Annotated in this window: 15 protein-coding genes; 6 read left to right on the forward strand and 9 right to left on the reverse strand. The window is 34.9% G+C overall.

Translation table 11 applies throughout. From position 1 onward, the window contains the following. Positions 1-25 precede the first annotated feature (25 nt). Entirely contained in the window at positions 26-1,513 is a 1,488-nt protein-coding gene (putP, locus tag H3T54_RS04610; RefSeq protein WP_181414608.1) for a sodium/proline symporter PutP, read from the reverse strand. 268 nt (positions 1,514-1,781) lie between these two features. On the opposite strand from putP, the gene nth reads away from it, so the two are divergent. Together nth and smrB are read left to right on the forward strand one after the other, a co-directional pair. Then, complete coding sequence (nth, locus tag H3T54_RS04615) at positions 1,782-2,420, forward strand: endonuclease III (RefSeq protein ID WP_198201659.1); 639 nt, start codon at positions 1,782-1,784, stop codon at positions 2,418-2,420. 7 nt (positions 2,421-2,427) lie between these two features. Continuing rightward, positions 2,428-2,973, forward strand: coding sequence for an endonuclease SmrB (gene smrB / locus H3T54_RS04620; protein WP_198221203.1), 546 nt, complete (start codon positions 2,428-2,430; stop codon positions 2,971-2,973). A gap of 335 nt (positions 2,974-3,308) precedes the next feature. On the opposite strand, the gene cgtA is transcribed toward smrB, so the two are convergent. From cgtA to rplU, 4 genes are all read right to left on the reverse strand, one after another. Continuing rightward, on the reverse strand, positions 3,309-4,475 hold the full coding sequence (cgtA, locus tag H3T54_RS04625; protein WP_198221205.1) for an Obg family GTPase CgtA: 1,167 nt from the start codon (positions 4,473-4,475) through the stop codon (positions 3,309-3,311). Then, positions 4,475-5,440, reverse strand: coding sequence for a DMT family transporter (locus H3T54_RS04630; protein ID WP_110446991.1), 966 nt, complete (start codon positions 5,438-5,440; stop codon positions 4,475-4,477). Before H3T54_RS04630 ends, cgtA begins: the two co-directional genes overlap by 1 nt. 83 nt (positions 5,441-5,523) lie before the next feature. After that, the gene (gene rpmA, locus H3T54_RS04635; protein WP_034883716.1) at positions 5,524-5,784 is read right to left on the reverse strand and encodes a 50S ribosomal protein L27; all 261 of its coding nucleotides are present in this window, start codon (positions 5,782-5,784) and stop codon (positions 5,524-5,526) included. Positions 5,785-5,799: 15 nt separating this feature from the next. Then, positions 5,800-6,108, reverse strand: a complete 309-nt coding sequence (gene rplU, locus H3T54_RS04640) for a 50S ribosomal protein L21 (RefSeq protein WP_065577863.1) — start codon at positions 6,106-6,108, stop codon at positions 5,800-5,802. A 232-nt stretch (positions 6,109-6,340) separates the two neighbouring features. On the opposite strand from rplU, the gene narX reads away from it, so the two are divergent. The 3 genes from narX (at position 6,341) to H3T54_RS04655 (ending at position 10,043) form a co-directional block, all read left to right on the forward strand. Beyond that, positions 6,341-8,146, forward strand: a complete 1,806-nt coding sequence (narX, locus tag H3T54_RS04645) for a nitrate/nitrite two-component system sensor histidine kinase NarX (RefSeq protein ID WP_198221207.1) — start codon at positions 6,341-6,343, stop codon at positions 8,144-8,146. A 3-nt stretch (positions 8,147-8,149) separates the two neighbouring features. Next, positions 8,150-8,803, forward strand: coding sequence for a two-component system response regulator NarL (narL, locus tag H3T54_RS04650; RefSeq protein ID WP_086359388.1), 654 nt, complete (start codon positions 8,150-8,152; stop codon positions 8,801-8,803). A gap of 217 nt (positions 8,804-9,020) precedes the next feature. Then, positions 9,021-10,043 carry a DUF4272 domain-containing protein gene (locus H3T54_RS04655; RefSeq protein WP_198201661.1) on the forward strand — a complete coding sequence of 341 codons (1,023 nt, stop codon included), beginning with the start codon at positions 9,021-9,023 and terminating at the stop codon, positions 10,041-10,043. Between the two features lie 137 nt (positions 10,044-10,180). Here the strand turns inward: H3T54_RS04655 and cysG are convergent, their stop codons facing one another. From cysG to nirB, 4 genes are all read right to left on the reverse strand, one after another. Beyond that, on the reverse strand, positions 10,181-11,554 hold the full coding sequence (gene cysG / locus H3T54_RS04660) for a siroheme synthase CysG (RefSeq protein ID WP_198221209.1): 1,374 nt from the start codon (positions 11,552-11,554) through the stop codon (positions 10,181-10,183). A 109-nt stretch (positions 11,555-11,663) separates the two neighbouring features. Then, positions 11,664-12,431, reverse strand: a complete 768-nt coding sequence (nirC, locus tag H3T54_RS04665; RefSeq protein ID WP_198221211.1) for a nitrite transporter NirC — start codon at positions 12,429-12,431, stop codon at positions 11,664-11,666. 22 nt (positions 12,432-12,453) lie between these two features. Continuing rightward, positions 12,454-12,786, reverse strand: a complete 333-nt coding sequence (gene nirD, locus H3T54_RS04670; protein WP_086359392.1) for a nitrite reductase small subunit NirD — start codon at positions 12,784-12,786, stop codon at positions 12,454-12,456. Between the two features lie 3 nt (positions 12,787-12,789). Beyond that, the gene (nirB, locus tag H3T54_RS04675; protein WP_110446985.1) at positions 12,790-15,312 is read right to left on the reverse strand and encodes a nitrite reductase large subunit NirB; all 2,523 of its coding nucleotides are present in this window, start codon (positions 15,310-15,312) and stop codon (positions 12,790-12,792) included. A gap of 280 nt (positions 15,313-15,592) precedes the next feature. Between nirB and H3T54_RS04680 the strand changes: the two genes are divergently transcribed. Then, positions 15,593-16,090, forward strand: coding sequence for a MarR family winged helix-turn-helix transcriptional regulator (locus H3T54_RS04680; protein WP_198221213.1), 498 nt, complete (start codon positions 15,593-15,595; stop codon positions 16,088-16,090). The last annotated feature ends 37 nt before the right edge of the window (positions 16,091-16,127 follow it).

Here is a 16,127-nt window from a genome sequence, read left to right on the forward strand (position 1 = left end):
CGTTTATATTCTACTTAATTAAATTCTATACTGTTTTATTGTGGTATTTTTTATACGCTTGTTTGAAATGGTCTTCAACTATTTCGTTCGGTTTTTTATCTAATAAGCTAAAAATAATGATTGCTATTGACGCAAATAAAAAGCCAGGAATTAGTGAATATAAATTAAGCCAATTAAAATTAATCCAAAGCAAGACGGTGATTGCACCAGTTATCATTCCTGCTAATGCACCATTGCGAGTCATTCGAGCCCAAAACACCGAGAATACAACAATCGGACCGAACGCAGCACCAAAACCAGCCCAAGCATGGCTAACTAAATCAAGCACACTGTTATTAGGATTGATCGCTAATAAAATAGCAATAACAGAAACTAATAGCACCATTATACGGCCAACCCAAACTAATTCTCGTTGCTTAGCCTTAGGTCGGATAAAAGCACGATAAAAATCTTCTGTTAATGCACTTGAACAAACCAATAATTGACAACTTAAGGTGCTCATTACTGCGGCTAGAATAGCCGCAAGCAAAATACCAGCAACCCATGGGTTAAATAGTAATTTAGATAATTCGATAAAAATACGTTCATGTTTCCCATTATCAATTAGATAAGCTAAGTTAGGATTATTGGCAAAGAAAGCAATACCAAAGAAACCAACTGTAATTGCGCCAGCTAAACATAAAATCATCCATGTCATACTAATTCGACGAGCATTTTTCATGACTTCATGAGAATCAGCAGCCATAAATCTAGCTAAAATATGTGGTTGACCAAAATAACCAAGTCCCCAACCTAACAATGAAATAATGGCAATCAAATCCATATGAGCAAAGATATTAGTATAATCAGGATTTAATGATTGAATATTAGCCATTGCATCAGTAAAACCACCCGCATTAATCATTACCATAATTGGTGTTAATATTAGAGCAAACATCATTAAACTAGCTTGAATTGTATCGGTCCAACTTACTGCTAAGAAACCACCAATAAAAGTATAAGCAATTGTCGCGCCAGCGCCTGCTAGCATTGCCCAGCCATAACTAAGCCCAAATGTACTTTCAAATAATTTAGCACCAGCAACTACGCCTGAAGCACAATAAATGGTAAAAAAGATTAAAATTATTACTGCTGAAATAATTCTTAATAGTGAACTATTGTCATCAAATCGACGAGCAAAATAGTCAGGTAAAGTTAATGAATTATGATTTATCTCTGTGAAAACTCTTAATCTACCGGCAATCAGCAACCAATTTAGATAAGCGCCAATTATTAATCCTATAGCAATCCAGCTTTGCGAGATACCAAATAAGAATACTGCACCCGGTAATCCCATTAATAACCAACCACTCATATCAGAAGCACCAGCAGAAAGTGCAGTAACTACACTACCTATGCGACGTCCACCTAATATATAATCACCAAAGTTTCGTGTTGCACGAAATGCAAAGAAACCAATCGCAATCATTCCTAATATGTAAACAGCAAAGGTGACAATCATTGGTAATGACATTTTTATAATAAACCTTGATCGATGAAATTAAAAATAGTTGGCTAGCTTATCATAAAAAGCCCCTGCTAAAAAGCAGGCGATTTTGCTATATCTATCTCAGCTATAAAAGCTAGTATTACAATTCAATCCATAAAATAAAAATATCTTCAATTTTTTAAATAGATACATTGTTAATAGTTTCAACCTATATAAAAACTCAATATATCCTAAGGTTAAATATCATATAATGTATATAATATTAATTAACTTTTTTTATTTATAAAATATTGTGAAACAATCAACTCGAATTGAAATTTTAGAAAGATTAAAAGAGCATATTAAAGATCCTACAACTGAATTGGTATATAAAACACCATTCGAGTTACTTATAGCTGTTGTACTATCCGCTCAAGCCACCGATGTTAGTGTGAATAAAGCCACTAAACCATTATTTGCTATCGCAAATACCGCAGAGCAAATTCTGGCACTAGGTGTCAATAAATTAAAAGACTATATTCGGACAATTGGTTTATATAATAGCAAAGCAGAAAATATTATTAAAACCTGTCAGATTCTCGTAGATAAATACCAAGGTGAAGTACCAGAAAATTTTGACTCATTAATTGCACTACCTGGCGTAGGAAGAAAAACAGCTAACGTAGTTTTAAATACCGCATTTGGCTGGCCAACTATTGCTGTCGATACCCATATATTTAGAGTAAGTAATCGAACAGGATTTGCACCAGGCAAAACGGTTGAAGCTGTTGAAGAAAAACTACTTAAAGTGGTTCCAGATGATTATAAAATAAATTGTCATCATTGGTTAATATTACATGGTCGATATACCTGTATAGCTAGGAAGCCACGCTGCGGATCTTGCGTTATTGAAGATTTGTGTGAATATAAAGAAAAAATTTATCCAGAGTAAAAAATCAATGCCAAATAAATTTAAATTAGAAGATGAAGATATCAACTTGTTTAAAAGTAGTATTGGTAATACCAAACAACTTAAACAAGATACCGTTATTCATAAACCAGTAAAACGATCCCAAAAGCTAATTGATAATCAAAAGCTTCAACATGAAAAAGTAAATAATGAATTTTATTTTTCCGATGATTACCAACCACTTCTACAAGAAGATCCTATTCGTTACATTCGTGAAAATACGGATAACAATGAGTTAAAAAAATTGCGACGAGGATTTTATTCACCCGAGTTTTTTTTAGACCTACATGGATTAACCCAGCAAGAAGCAAAAAAAGAAATTGCAGCACTTATTGCTGCTTGTTTACGTGAAAATGCTAATTGTGCTTGTATTATGTATGGTCATGGTAAAAACATATTAAAAAAACAAACTCCAATGTGGTTAGCCCAACACCCACATGTAATGTGTTTCCATCAAGCACCAAAAGAATTTGGCGGTAATGCTGCATTATTAGTTTTATTTGATATCAATAATCCATCTGTTAATCTAAGATAATTACTAATAAATATACACTAATAATAAAAAAGCCAGCTTAGTTTTACTAGGCTGGCAAACATTGGAAGCAATGTGAGCAATGTCATACTTTTTTAGAAGTCTTTCGACGCTCTAACAAAGTACAATTGAATGATAATCATTCTCATTATTAAAAGCAAGTTATTTTTTTGACTATTTCCAAAAAAAAGACAAAATTTTGTCAATTTAACATGTGTTTTTATATTAAAATTTTGTTTTTATAAAAAATATAATTGAGAGGAGCAGGGTAATTTGCCCCTGCTTTTTGCAAAACTTAACTATAAACAAACCATTATAATTAACTTTTGGGAATAGTTTTATTTTTGATAGATAAACTCAACACCCTCTTCATCACTCTCATCCCAATCATCAAAATCATCGTCGTCATCAAATGCATCATCCATTGCTTGTTGATGATAATCATCCCACATAAATTCGACTTTTTCAGGCGATGTTTCCTCTTGTTCTGCCTCTCGAGGATGAGCCGTAATATAATCCATTAAATCCCAACATAATGCTTTTACGCCTTCGTGATTCACCGCTGAAATAAGATAATATTTCTCATCCCAATTTAAGGCTTCCGCAATTTCAGCTGCACGTTTTTCACTTTCATCAGGACCTAATACATCCATCTTATTAAAAACTAACCAACGCGGTTTATTTGCTAATTTATCACTATACTGATGCAATTCTTGAATAATAACTTTCGCATTTTCAATTGGATCTGAACCATCTATTGGCGCTATATCAATTAAATGCACTAATACGCGACAACGTTCAAGATGTTTTAGAAAGCGAATACCAAGCCCTGCACCATCAGATGCCCCTTCAATCAATCCAGGGATATCTGCAACAACAAAACTTTGTTCATTATCCATTCGCACAACACCCAAGCTAGGTACTAATGTTGTAAATGGATAATCAGCGACTTTAGGTTTAGCAGCTGAAACACTGCGAATAAATGTTGATTTACCAGCATTAGGTAAACCCAACATACCCACATCAGCTAGCAATAATAATTCCAATAACACATCGCGTTTTTCACCAGGCGTACCATCGGTTTTTTGTCGTGGAGCACGATTCACTGATGATTTAAAACGGGCATTACCAAGTCCATGAAAACCACCTTTAGCAACCAGAACTTTTTGTTGATGATGTGTTAAATCACCAATAATTTCACCAGTATATTTATCAGTTATACGAGTTCCTACTGGCACTTTAACGGTAATATCTTTACCTCGTTTCCCCGTACAATCAGAACCTTGTCCATTTTGACCACGTTCTGCTCGGTAGTTTTTTTCAAATTGAAAATCAACCAATGTATTTAAGTTTTCATCAGCAATAAAAAATACATCACCACCGTCTCCACCATCGCCACCATCAGGGCCACCTTTAGGTATATATTTTTCTCGGCGGAAACCAACACAACCATTTCCGCCATCTCCGGCTTCGACACGAATTGAAGCTTCATCTACAAATTTCATTATTTGTCCTCTTTCTTTCGGTTAATTAGCCAGCCCTTTCGTGGTTGCCACAAGTAGTGTCCAACCGTTGCAAACATTGCACCAGCGACCACTGATACTGCGCCAATATAACCTAAAATATTTAAATATTGCATTGCAAACTTTTCTGGCCATAGTAAAGCAAATAAATCTGAAAAAATCAGTGCAAAAAGTGGTGTTAATGTGGTTATTGCACTTACTTGTGCAGCTTGCCAACGTTCCATTGCCATAACCAAAGCACCATAAGCAATAATAGTATTAAGTCCGCAAAAAATAATGGCAAACAGTTGGCTAAAATCAGCACTGGCTATTTTCGTTGGTGATGCTAAAGGCCATAAAAAAATACTACAAATAAGATAAATCAACCAAAGTAGCTGTTCTGCTCGTAATTTTTTTAATAATACTTTTTGCGCTAACGCATAACATGCCCATGAGATAGAAGCCAGCAAAGCCAGCCAAACACCTATGCCATATGAAGACATATTAGCAAAAAGATCGGCTAGATTTTCATTAAAAAACAATCCTAATCCAATTAATAATATGGTAATACCAATAATTTGCGTTGGTCTTAATCTTTCTTTGAAAATAATTGCACTAGAAATCATAAATATTATAATTCCGGTTTGTCCAACAACTTGAGCAGTAGTTGCAGATAAATACTGAACAGCTGTAGCAAAAAGTGCAAAATTACCCAGTAGACCAAACCCAGCAATCATCAATAAGATAAAACGGCGACGTTTTTTAAACATAGCTAAATTAGGAAACTGTTTTTTATAAGCCAGCCATAGTGTAATACCGATAGCTGAGATACTTAATCGTGACCAAGCTAATGTTAATGGATCAATAACAACTAATGCATATTTCATAGCAATTGGCACTAGTCCCCACATAACGGCTGTTAACATGGCTAATGCAAAACCTAATTTAACATTTTGCTGTTTTATCATAATGAATTATATAAATTTTCAAGAAATGAAAAAAGCCCCACAATGACTGTGAGGCTTCTATAACTTATTAAACCGCTGGTTTATTAGCTGTTAGCAACTACACTAACATAACGGCGGTTTTTAGGTCCTTTAACTTCGAACTTAACTTGTCCATCAACTAAAGCGAATAGGGTATGATCACGACCACAACCTACGTTAGTACCTGGGTGGAATTGAGTTCCACGTTGACGAACTAAAATGTTACCCGCAAGAACTTCTTGAGAACCATAACGTTTAACACCTAAACGTTTACTCTGGGAATCACGACCATTACGTGATGAACCACCAGCCTTCTTATGTGCCATTGTTCGATACTCCTATTAAGCGATTGCAGTGATCTTCACATCAGTGAACCACTGACGGTGACCTTGTTGTTTACGATAGTGTTTACGACGACGGAATTTAACAATTTTCACTTTCTCGCCACGACCATGCTCAACAATTTCTGCTTTAATTGTTGCACCTTCAACAAACGGAGCACCAACTTTGATGTCTTCACCATTTGCTACCATTAAAACTTTATCGAAAACAACTTCTGAACCTGTTTCGACTTCAATTTTTTCCAAGCGAACGACTTGTCCTTCGCTAACTCGGTGTTGTTTACCACCACTTTGGAAAACTGCGTACATACTTAACTCCGCAATAAAAAGCAGACGATTCCTGATTAAAAATATATGTCTGCATTGATTAATCTTATAGGGCGTGAATTTTACGCAAAATTTATGCTTGTTGCAAGCGCTGTTTAATAAAAGATCGCAAAAAGTCACAAAAAAGATCTTAGACCAGCTATTTTCACGCTACAATATAGTTAAATTATTATTTATTTGCATAATATTTAACGCAAAAATATTGAGTACCTATATGCTAAAAAGAAAATTTCGCTACAGTGCTTCTATTATTAATCGTTTAACACTTTTAATGCTCTTTTTAGGCGCTATGGCATTATTGGCGCTATTTTTGTCAATACAAGTCGCTAATGATACTAAAGGTAGCGCTTATATGATTAATCAATTAGGGTTAATCAGAATGAAGAGCTATCAACTTTTAGCAATGACACCTATAGAAAAAAAGGATATTTATCGACTTAACATTTTTAATGATATCCCATCATCACAACAATTAAAATTATTTGAACGTTATCAGTTAATTGATGATTTTAATCAATTACAGTCGCAGTGGTTCAAGCATATTGTTCCGAAACTTCAACAAGCAAACAATATAAATGAGATAAAAAATGAAATTGATAATTTTGTTGCTCACACCGATAAACTGGTTCATCAAATTGATCAAAAGACAGAAAATCAAATCCATTATCTTTCACAATTACAACTCGTTTTTATCATTCTAATTGCACTATTTCTTCTGGCACAAATTTACTATTTACGTCGTTATCTTCTTGCGCCATGGCGTAAATTAATTCATATGGCAGAATCGATTTCGCAACAGAATTTTAGTCAACGCTTTAATAGTAAAACAACCAAAAGTGAGTTTGATTTACTGGGGCAAGCCTTTGATAAAATGGCGGAACAAATTGAACAACAGTATCTATTGTTAGAAGAGCGCGTCACAGAAAAAACAGCTGAATTACAACAAATCAATAAAATTTTGTCATTTCAATATCAAGCCATCAAGCAACTCCATACCTCAGATCCCTTATGTGAGCGTTTTTTAATTATACTTCGTGGACTAGAAGAATTAGTACCATTAACACAGTTTCAAATCCGATTTTATGAATCAGATAACATAGAACATTTTCAACAATTCAGCTATGACAACCAACAAAAACTCCCTTATTGCCAAAATTCAGAATGTAATGCTTGTCTTATTCCATCAAAATCTTATCAAGAAAATGGTTTTCAGCGCTATTGGTATCTGCAAGAAAAAGGAGAAAAATTTGGCATTTTATTTGCAATACAGCCATCAAAAGTACAACTAGGAACAGAACAAGAAAATTTAATTACTGCTTTAGTTGAACAAATGACTACAGCACTAATGCTTGATAGGCAAATAGAACAACAAAAACAATATCTATTAATGAAAGAACGTTCAGCAATGGCTAGGGAACTACATGACTCGATAGCGCAATCACTTTCTTGTTTAAAAATACATCTTAGTTGCTTACAGATGCAATCGGATTTAACTTCCCAAACCAGTATCGATTTGCTGACGACTATGCGTAAAGAGGTTAATATAACCTACTCTCAATTAAGAGAGTTAATTACCTCGTTTCGCTTACGTCTTAACCAAACCGGTTTTTATGCCAGTTTCATGGAGTTAATTGATGAGTTTAATCAGAAATTGAAATTTACAATTCAGATTGAATATCAATTACCTCTCAATATCATCAATAGCAAATATGCCTTTCATTTACTGCAATGTGTCCGGGAATCTTTAAATAATATCTATAAACACGCCAATGCAACCCAGGTCAAAATAAGCTTAACGATTGATGAGAATCAAATTATTACCGTTAGCATAAAAGATAATGGCATTGGTTTACAAAATAATACACATCAAGATAATCACTATGGTTTAATTATTATGCGTGATAGAGTTGGCGTATTAAACGGCAATCTAGTCATTAATAGTAAGCCTAATATGGGAACAGAAATTGTGGTAACATTTAAAGCAACAAACACAATTCCTTGCAAGATGATAAAAGAGTAACCAATGGATCAAGTTAAAAGTTCAATATTACTTATTGATGATCATCCCATGTTAAGAAATGGGGTAAAGCAACTTATTAACACCATCAATAATTTTGAAATTATCGGTGAAACTGGTTCAGGGATAGAAGGAGTTAAGCTGGCTGAAACACTTGATCCTGATATTATTTTGTTAGATATCAATATGAATGATGTCAGTGGACTAGAAATTCTACGCTATTTACGCGAGAAAAACATTTCAAGCAGAATCATTATGTTTACTGTCTCAGACGCAAAAGAAGATATTATTACCTCGCTCAAAACTGGTGCTGATGGTTATTTGTTAAAAGATATGGAACCGGAAGATTTTCTTAAAGCCTTAAAGGATATTTCGGAAGGGAAAGTCATTATGGATGAAGCTATTTCACATATCATTCTTAATTATATGCGTGATGATAAAAACCAGACAACCAACCAATCCCATGATATCAATTTACTTACCCCAAGAGAACATGAAACATTTAACTTATTAGTGCAAGGATTATCGAATAAACTTATCGCAAAAGAGTTAGATATAGTTGAAAGTACAGTAAAAGTTCATATTAAAAGTATTTTTAAAAAACTCAACTTTAAGTCACGTATGGAAATGACTGTATGGTATTTGCAGAGTAAAGAATAACCTTGGCAATGTATTAATGCCGATTTATATCATATATCCGCTTACACTTTTAATTGGATAGAATATCTAATCCTAATCATTAAAAATTTTCTATAACAACCGTTTTCTTCTACTTGATTCAAATGAAAAACAATATTTATAATTAGTTCAATCAATTAAATTGATTTATTGAACAAAATTAGAAAACAAAAAATTAAAAAATAGGATGAAGTTGTAAATGTCTCTATTAGTCAATGCTTACTCTACACTCACAAATCCAACAGCAATTAATTTTAGTTGTAAAAAATTAAATCAACGTGGATTGAACTCACTCAATTTTACAGATCATCTTAATGGTTTTATTGGCTATGTTATGCAAGCAGGTGACGGTGAAATGAATTCCCGCCGTTATGAACTTTATCGACATATTCAAAAAACTAAACATCAGTTTACGTTTGAAATAGAAGAAAATCAATTTAATGAACTAGCGCATTGGGCTGAGCTGGCTAATGTTATTTTATTTATCCCCGATGGCACGATTCGCAATCCTAAGATGGATGTTTTACAAGATCCAGATGGAAAATTTGATATAAATGTTAAAATGCCTTATCCGTCAGAAGCATTACAACGCAAAGCAAAAACTGAGCAGTATTTAGCAACGTTAGGATTACATCCGCTTGTAAGCTTACCTCCTGTCGTTGCTGAATCTGAAGTAATACTTAGAACACCCGATGAAGTAAAAAAACGAGCCTTAGCCCTGATGTTAACAGGAATTCAAGCCGAAAGCTTTCGAGAAAATGCCCCATTAGATCCTGAGGAATTCAAAGCGCGTTGTCCGTTAGGGTTTGCTGCTTTATCAAATATTGAATATGATTTTATTCACGCACCTCAACCGCAAGAACAAGATGTTATGAATATGAGTTGGCGCTATGAAGCCTTATTACCACTACAATGGGCACTAAATTGGCAATCAAAATTACCTTTTGCGGATACTTTTTGTAATGTATCTTCATTAGTTGAAACTGGTTTAGAAAATAGTAATCCCGAACTATCTACTTTAACCTTAAGACCAACAAGTGAACTGCTAGATGCATTAGATTTAAATTACCGATTACATTGGCTAGCAAGAGATTGTCGGCTTAATAATAAAACACTACCTGTAGAAATAATGGAAGGCGTTATTCAAGAAAGACAACATGCTTTAAATTGGCTAACAAACTTTGAAAATGCCGATTGGGATGATGTCGATACGCCTTCTTAAATTTTGATAAAAAAAGCAAAGTCGATATTGTTATAAAACACTTTGTAACAATATTTTTTAGTCAAATTGTTTGGAAACAAAAGGCAAGAAAATAAAGAATATTATAAAATATCCTATCATTTCCTTGCCAATTTATACTAATTCTGTGAAAACCAGTTAAGTTTTTCTCGTAATGCCACCACCGGACCAACGATAATTAAACTAGGGCTACGAGCTTGTAAAGCTAGCTGACCAAGTTCGGATAATAAACCATTGATGACTTTTTGCTTAGTAGTAGTACCCTCTTCAACAATAGCAATAGGAGTCTGACCATCCATACCGTGTTTAATTAAATTCGTTTTAATATTTTCTGCTTGCGATAGCCCCATATAAAAAACCAAAGTCTGCTTTTCAGCCGCTAAACTTCGCCAATCAAGATGAGATCCATCTTTTAGATGAGCAGTTATTAAACGTACACTATGTGCGTAATCACGATGAGTTAGTGGTATTCCACTATACGCCGAGCATCCAGAAGCCGCAGTAATGCCAGGTACTACCGAAAAAGGAATATTAGCATTGAATAATGTTTCAAGCTCTTCTCCTCCTCGACCAAAAATGAAAGGATCACCACCTTTAAGTCGTACCACTCGCAGACCCTTTTGTGCTTGTTCCAATAATATTTGATTAATTTGTTCTTGCGGAACACAATGAAAACCGGGGTGTTTACCAACAAAAATTCGTTGCGCGTCTCGTCGAGTTAAATTCATTATTTCTTTTGAGACTAATCTATCATAAACAATAATATCCGCTTGTTGAATTTGTTGAAGACCTTTTAAAGTTAACAACCCTGGATCACCAGGGCCAGCACCTACTAAGACCACTTCGCCACGACAATCCAACGAATCATCAAATAATTCATTAGTTAATGTATCGACATTTTCTGAATCATTATTCGCTATTGCTTGCGCTAATCTATCATGAGAAAACAATTTCTCCCAAAATCGTCGACGTTCAGTCATACTTCGGTAAGTCGCTTTTACTTTATTGCGTAAATAACCAGCATATATGGCTAATTTACCAATATGTTGTGGCAATATTGCTTCAAATTTTTCACGTAACAAGCGAGCTAATACTGGAGCATGCCCTTCTGAAGAGATGGCTACCATAATAGGTGAACGATCAATGATTGAAGGCATAATAAAACTTGCATCTTTGGGAGAGTCGACCACATTACAAAAGATACGACGGTTTTCTGCGGCGCTACTAACTTGTTGATTGGTTTTTTGACAGTTAGTTGCAGCAATAACTAACCATTTATTATCTAGCAGTTGCTCGTTAAACTCACTTTTTATTAAAACTAACTGCTTTTGTTGCTGCCAACAGATAAATTGTGGGTTAAATTCAAGTGCATTGACAGTTAATTTTGCACCAGCTTCAAGTAATAATCGAGCTTTACGCTCAGCTATTTCGCCACCACCAACTAATAAACAATCACGATTTTCTAATTTGCAAAATAAAGGTAAATAATCCATACAATTTCAAAACAACCATTAATATATTTTTGATTTAAGAGCAATTTACTGATTGCTAATTACCATACCAATCAGTAAATTGAACAATAAAAACTTCTGTTATTTATAATTAAGGTCGCTCTGATTTAGGTGTTGAAAACCAATATCCTAACCCCATAAATAGTGCGCCGGATACTAAATTTCCTAATGAAACCCATAACAAATTATGACCAATGCCTGCTAATGTGTAAGCATCCGAATGATTACCAAACCAAGAAAGTGAAAATAACGTCATATTGGCAACACTATGTTCATAACCACAAGCAATAAAGGCTAATAAACACCACCATATTGCAATAAATTTTGCTGACCCCTCTACTCGGTTTGCCATCCAAATAGCTAAGCAAACTAACCAGTTACATAAAATTCCCCGAAAGAATAATGCTGTTGCTGGCGCAGATGTTTTTGCCAATGCAGCGGTATGCGCAAGCGAAGTATCTGTTGCCAATAATGGACTTGCAGCCCAATAAAACAAAGCGGCCACAAAAATTGATCCAAGCAAATTGCCTAACCATGTTTGTGGCAATACACACCACATTTGACAATGAGTAATTTTTTTAGCCTGCACGCCAAAAGTTAAAAACATGGTATGGCCAGTAAATAATTCTGAGCCGGCAATTACCACTAAAGTTAATGCTATACCAAAGGTTGCCCCCATAACTAAAGGCCTAACGGATGGATCAAGCAAATTACCTAGTGTGAAAATTAATATAATTCCTAAACCAACGTAAGCACCTGCCATAGCAGAACTTAACCAAAATCCAATTGGATTGGTTTTAGCTAGTCGAACGATCCGCGCAGCATTAGCTGCACATTTGTTAATTGTTTCTGTATACATTTTCTATTCCTAATGCGATTAATTAATTAGATTTTATTTGCACAAATTCATCATTATCTACTTTGACTTCATAATGAGTAACAGAATAATCTTCATTTTCAAGGCAATAACCATCCTTTAAACGAAAACGCTGTTTTTTAAGAGGACTTGCGACCCATAGCTCATTTTCATGTTCAGCAATAATGCCACGAGAAAGGACGCTGGCATTCGCAAAAGGGTCAATATTACTAATCGCATAAAGCTCATTAGTATTGTAGGGACGAAAAACTGCAACATGTTCTTTGCCGACTAGAGCACATATTCCTGTTTCAGGTAAAATATCTTGTAATTTACAAATAGTAATCCATTGGCTCATGATCTATTCTCCTAACATAGTTTGACGTTCTTCAAGAGTTGCTGGGCGATGTTGATCGCGTTCAGGCACAAATTGAACATTATCATCACGCTTAGAACTATTAACAAAATGGGCAAAACGGATTTGTGCTGCTGGGTTATCCACTGTTTCTTTCCATTCGCAGACTACTAATTGTCGAACTCGATCCATCTCTTTTTCTAGTTCGGCATTAATACCTAACTTGTCATCAATAATCACACTACGTAAATAATCGATTCCTCCTTCAAGATTCTCAAACCAAACGGAAGTTCGTTGTAATTTATCAGCTGTGCGAATATAGAACATGATAAAACGATCCAAATAACGTATAAGCGTCTCTTTATCTAAATCCGCAGCAAGTAAATCAGCATGACGAGGCTTCATACCTCCATTACCACAAACATATAGATTCCAACCTTTTTCAGTAGCAATAACACCAATATCTTTACCTTGCGCCTCCGCACACTCCCGAGTACAACCTGAAACACCAAGTTTAAATTTATGAGGTGCTCTAATACCTTTATAACGATTTTCTAATTCAACGCCAAAACCGACACTATCGCCAACACCAAAACGACACCAAGTACTACCCACACATGTTTTAGCCATACGTAACGCCTTCGCATAGGCATGACCACTTTCAAAACCAGCGGCTATGAGCTCTTTCCAGATAGCTGGAAGATCGTCTTTTTGTGCACCGAATAAACCAATTCGCTGAGATCCGGTGATTTTCGAATACAGATTATATTTCCTTGCAATCTGGCCTATCGCAATTAAGCCTTCTGGTGTAATTTCACCACCAGCACTACGTGGGATAATGGAATAAGTACCATTTTTTTGGATGTTACCTAAAAAAATGTCATTACTATCTTGCAAAGGAACAAGATCTGGTTTAAGAATATAATTATTCCAACATGATGCTAATATTGACCCTATTGTTGGTTTACAGACTTCACAACCATAACCAGTACCATGTTTTGTAATCACTTCACTGAAAGAAGTTAATCCTTCAACTCGAATAAGATGGAAAAGCTCTTGACGAGAATATTTAAAATGTTCACAAAGGGCATGACTGACTTCAATACCTTGCTTAGCTAATTCTAAATTAAGGATTTGTGTTACTAATGGAATACAGCCACCACAGCCAGTACCTGCTTTCGTTTCGGCTTTAATTGCTGCCACCGTATGACAACCAGCATGAATAGCTTGCACAATTTTTGCTTTTGTTACATCAAAACAGGAACATATTTGTGCATTATCCGGCAAAGCATCAGCGCCTAATACAGGTTTAGCTCCGGCATGAGAAGGTAAAATTAAGCTATCAGGATGCTCTGGCAGATCCATATTATTAAGCATTAATTGTAATAAATTACTATAGTCTGCTGTATCACCAACTAATACAGCACCAAGCAATTTGCGATTATCATTTGAAACCACTAATTTTTTATAAACTGGGATATTTTCGTCTAAGTAAACATAACTCCGACAACCGAGCGTCTTAGCTTTGGCATCGCCAATACTACCGACATCGACTCCCATCAACTTGAGTTTAGCACTCATATCAGCGCCTTCAAATTTAGCATTTTCGCCGATTAAATGGGCTAACGCGACCTGCGCCATTTTATATCCAGGGGCAACAAGACCATAAACTTTACCTTGCCAACAAGCACATTCCCCTATCGCATAAATATCAGGATCTGATGTTTGACAATAATCGTTAACAACAATCCCACCACGAGGGCCAATATCAAGCTCACATGCTTTAGCTAATTGATCGCTAGGTCGAATACCTGTTGAAAAAACAATAAAATCAATTTTAAGTGATGAACCATCAGCAAATTGCATAATTTTACCTGATGGTGTATGAATAATTTCTTGGGTATTTTTACTGGTATGAACACCAACCCCCATCTCCTCAATTTTTCGACGTAACTGTTCCCCCCCCATAGAATCAAGTTGCTCTGCCATTAACACTGGCGCAAATTCAACGACATGAGTTTCAATGCCTAAATTCTTTAGCGCCCCAGCAGCTTCAAGCCCAAGCAAACCGCCACCCACTACTGCGCCAGTTTTACAATTGCTGGCACAATTACGAATAGCATCAAGATCTTCAATAGTACGATAAACAAAACAATTCGCACCATCAGCACCTTTAATTGGTGGTATCCATGGATAAGATCCCGTTGCAATAATCAATTTATCATAAGAGATTATTCGTCCTGTTTGTGAATGCACTTCTTTACGTTGTCGGTTGATTAATATAACCCGCTCATTAAGTAGAATATTTATATCATTTTCTTGATATAAACCCTCTCTAACTAAAGATAATGCTTCTGCGGTATGTCCTGAAAAATAGGATGAAAGATGAACACGATCGTAAGCAACTCTAGGTTCTTGGCAAAAAATAGTGATGTTGAACTTATCAGCCTGCATTTTATCAATAATTTCTTCAACAAAACGATGGCCAACCATCCCATTGCCAATAATGACGAGATTGGTTTTACTCATAAAAAGCTCCAAATTTATTTTTAATTCAATTATTTAATTTTTATCTAATTGATATTTTAAGGAACTTTAAACAGAATATAATTATCCTCAAGGATTACCTCTTTAGTAGTAGATAAAATAATAATTTTGAAAACAATGAGTTATCATTTTTCACGATTTAAGTATCAAGTAACATTAGAATATTATTATGATAAACATCACAAATTACGAATAAAAAAAGGATTGCCAATTAGGGTTAAATAAGTATAATTAGCCGACTAAATAAATTAGGTAATGACAATTGAATTACAATTCAAGAATACTTCCTTCTCGCGAAACTTTAGCAAAAGCACAAAGATTTAATGATGAAATTATTGAGGTTTCAGGCGTTGATCTTGTCTTAAGTTTAATCACCACCGCCGATTTAATTCGATCAAATATTTATGCACAACTAGCCAAAGATTATGATGTATCTGAAGGAAAATTTGCCTTATTAATGTCATTGTATAGTGAAGGAGAAACTTGCGCTAGCGAGTTAGCATTAAGAGTTGGCGTAACACCAGCAACCGTTTCGGTAATGGTGAAACGAATGTTAGCTGCACCCGATCCTTTAATATCGATGACCAAAAGTGGAGAAGATGGCCGCTCTCGACTAATCACCCTTACTGTAACTGGGGAAAATCTTATCCAAAAGGCATTACCTAATCACTTAAAATCGATTCGTGCTTTTGCTCAAGTCTTAAATGCACAAGAGCAGGAATCTTTAATTGCAATGTTACGCAAGTTATTACGTAAATAATTGCCAATAATTATTCATAATCATGATATTTTAACAA

This window comes from Gilliamella sp. B14384G10 (assembly GCF_016101685.1).
In the GTDB taxonomy this organism is placed as follows: Bacteria; Pseudomonadota; Gammaproteobacteria; order Enterobacterales; family Orbaceae; genus Gilliamella; species Gilliamella apis_A.

What these genes read in the sequence shown, in the direction of transcription:
- putP (WP_181414608.1), bottom strand. Translation starts at nt 1,513, where the DNA reads ATGTCATTACCAATGATTGTCACCTTTGCTGTTTACATATTAGGAATG.
- smrB (WP_198221203.1), top strand. Translation starts at nt 2,428, where the DNA reads ATGCCAAATAAATTTAAATTAGAAGATGAAGATATCAACTTGTTTAAA.
- cgtA (WP_198221205.1), bottom strand. Translation starts at nt 4,475, where the DNA reads ATGAAATTTGTAGATGAAGCTTCAATTCGTGTCGAAGCCGGAGATGGC.
- H3T54_RS04630 (WP_110446991.1), bottom strand. Translation starts at nt 5,440, where the DNA reads ATGATAAAACAGCAAAATGTTAAATTAGGTTTTGCATTAGCCATGTTA.
- rpmA (WP_034883716.1), bottom strand. Translation starts at nt 5,784, where the DNA reads ATGGCACATAAGAAGGCTGGTGGTTCATCACGTAATGGTCGTGATTCC.
- rplU (WP_065577863.1), bottom strand. Translation starts at nt 6,108, where the DNA reads ATGTACGCAGTTTTCCAAAGTGGTGGTAAACAACACCGAGTTAGCGAA.
- narX (WP_198221207.1), top strand. Translation starts at nt 6,341, where the DNA reads ATGCTAAAAAGAAAATTTCGCTACAGTGCTTCTATTATTAATCGTTTA.
- narL (WP_086359388.1), top strand. Translation starts at nt 8,150, where the DNA reads ATGGATCAAGTTAAAAGTTCAATATTACTTATTGATGATCATCCCATG.
- H3T54_RS04655 (WP_198201661.1), top strand. Translation starts at nt 9,021, where the DNA reads ATGTCTCTATTAGTCAATGCTTACTCTACACTCACAAATCCAACAGCA.
- cysG (WP_198221209.1), bottom strand. Translation starts at nt 11,554, where the DNA reads ATGGATTATTTACCTTTATTTTGCAAATTAGAAAATCGTGATTGTTTA.
- nirC (WP_198221211.1), bottom strand. Translation starts at nt 12,431, where the DNA reads ATGTATACAGAAACAATTAACAAATGTGCAGCTAATGCTGCGCGGATC.
- nirD (WP_086359392.1), bottom strand. Translation starts at nt 12,786, where the DNA reads ATGAGCCAATGGATTACTATTTGTAAATTACAAGATATTTTACCTGAA.
- nirB (WP_110446985.1), bottom strand. Translation starts at nt 15,312, where the DNA reads ATGAGTAAAACCAATCTCGTCATTATTGGCAATGGGATGGTTGGCCAT.